The following is a 1506-nucleotide window of genomic DNA, read 5'->3' as shown; positions in this document are numbered from 1 at the left end:
CTCGACGTGGGAAGGACGAGCGGGAGGGCGGTGAGCGGCATACGGCATGCAACGGAACGGCGTCCCCGCGTGTCTGCACGGGTGTACGACACTGGGACGAGCCCACCGAGCCGACCGGGGAGCCGATGAGACGCAGGGACGAGGACGCCTTCCGGGCGTTCGTGGCGGAGCGCCAGACGGTGCTGCGACGACGGGCGTTCCTGCTCTGCGGCGGCTGGGCCGACGGCGACGAGCTGGTCCAGGAGGCACTCGCCCGCGTCTACGTCGCGTGGCCGCGGATCGGCGCGGGTGCGCACGAGGCCTACACGAGGCGCACGATGCTCAACCTCTACCTCAACGACCAGCGCAAGCGGCGCCGCGAGGTGCTCACCGACGAGCTGCCGGAGCCGGCGACGAGCGACCCGGACCGCGAGCTCGCGCTGACCCTGGCCGGCCTGCTCGACGGGCTGCCCGAGAAGCAGCGGGCCGTCCTCGTGCTGCGCTTCTGGGAGGACCTCACCGTCCCGCAGATCGCCGAGTGCACCGGGGTGGCCGAGGGCACCATCAAGAGCCAGATCTCCCGCGGGCTCGCCGCGCTGCGCGACCGGCTCGCCGAACCACCCCTGAGCGGAGCCCTGACATGAGCGAGCAGCGACTACGGAAGGCGCTGGGCGCCGTGAACGACCTCGAACCCCCTCGCGATGACCTCTTCGTCGACCGGGCGATGCGCCGCGGACGGGCGCGCGCCCACCGACGCCGGTCCTGGGTCGTGGGCGCCGCGGCGGCGGTCGCACTCGTCGCCGTCGTGGGTGGGACGTGGGTCGTCGGCCGGCCCGGTCAGGGCACCTCCGCGAGCTCGGCCGGCGCGCCGGAGGCGGTGACCGCCCAGAACGACACGGGCAGCGCCGGGGGGCGGCCCCCCAGCGCTCCGGTCACTGCAACGCCCGGAGTGCCGCCCGCCCGCGACCTCTCGGGCTGGTTCAGCGGACCGATGACGCCGGTGCGAGGCGCCATGGAGGCGCTCGCGCCGACGCTGGAGGCCCGCTTCGCCGACGTGTTCGCCGGCATGTATGGCGCTGACGCGGGCAACGCGCGCGTCGTCGTCTGCGTCACGCGCAGTGACCCGGCCCTCGAGGACCTCGTGCGGTCGGCCGCCGGGGCGGACGTCGAGTACCGCACCGTGGCCCACTCCATCCGGGAGCTGCAGGACGCGGCGAGCCGGGTGGAGTCGCAGCGGGTGGCCCTGCAGGCGCGAGGGGTCACGGTGCTCGGGACGCGTTTCGACGCCCGGACCAACCGGGTGGTCGTGACGACGACCGCTGATGACCACGGCCTGGTCTCGGCCCTGACCGGCAGCGACCTGGTGACCGTCGTCGTCGACTCGTCCCACACGCCGCGGCCAATGCTGCCCGGCGGCTCGACCCTGCCACCTCTCCAGCGCTGACCAGTCACCGTCCATCCCCAACCCCCACCCCAGCCCTAGCCCCAGCCCGCGGCCCCCTGCCCCGTCGAGTGAGCGCAAACTCC

General features: G+C 74.2%; 2 protein-coding genes. Both read left to right on the top strand.

Annotated elements, in window-relative coordinates; genetic code table 11:
- Positions 1-623: SigE family RNA polymerase sigma factor (locus tag N864_RS22175; protein WP_240474458.1), on the top strand; the 623-nt coding region annotated here is incomplete at its 5' end.
- On the top strand, positions 620-1423 hold the full coding sequence (locus tag N864_RS22170) for a hypothetical protein (RefSeq protein WP_034722662.1): 804 nt from the start codon (positions 620-622) through the stop codon (positions 1421-1423). The genes N864_RS22175 and N864_RS22170, both read left to right, overlap by 4 nt.
- Positions 1424-1506: the final 83 nt, after the last annotated feature.

The sequence above is a fragment of the Intrasporangium chromatireducens Q5-1 genome, from assembly GCF_000576575.1.
GTDB classification, from domain to species: domain Bacteria; phylum Actinomycetota; class Actinomycetes; order Actinomycetales; family Dermatophilaceae; genus Intrasporangium_A; species Intrasporangium_A chromatireducens.
The sequence above is the reverse complement of the archived record's forward strand: the minus strand, read 5'-3'. Positions and strand labels throughout refer to the sequence as shown.

Excerpts from the sequence above, each read along its gene's own strand:
- N864_RS22170 (WP_034722662.1), top strand. The coding sequence starts at position 620 with ATGAGCGAGCAGCGACTACGGAAGGCGCTGGGCGCCGTGAACGACCTC.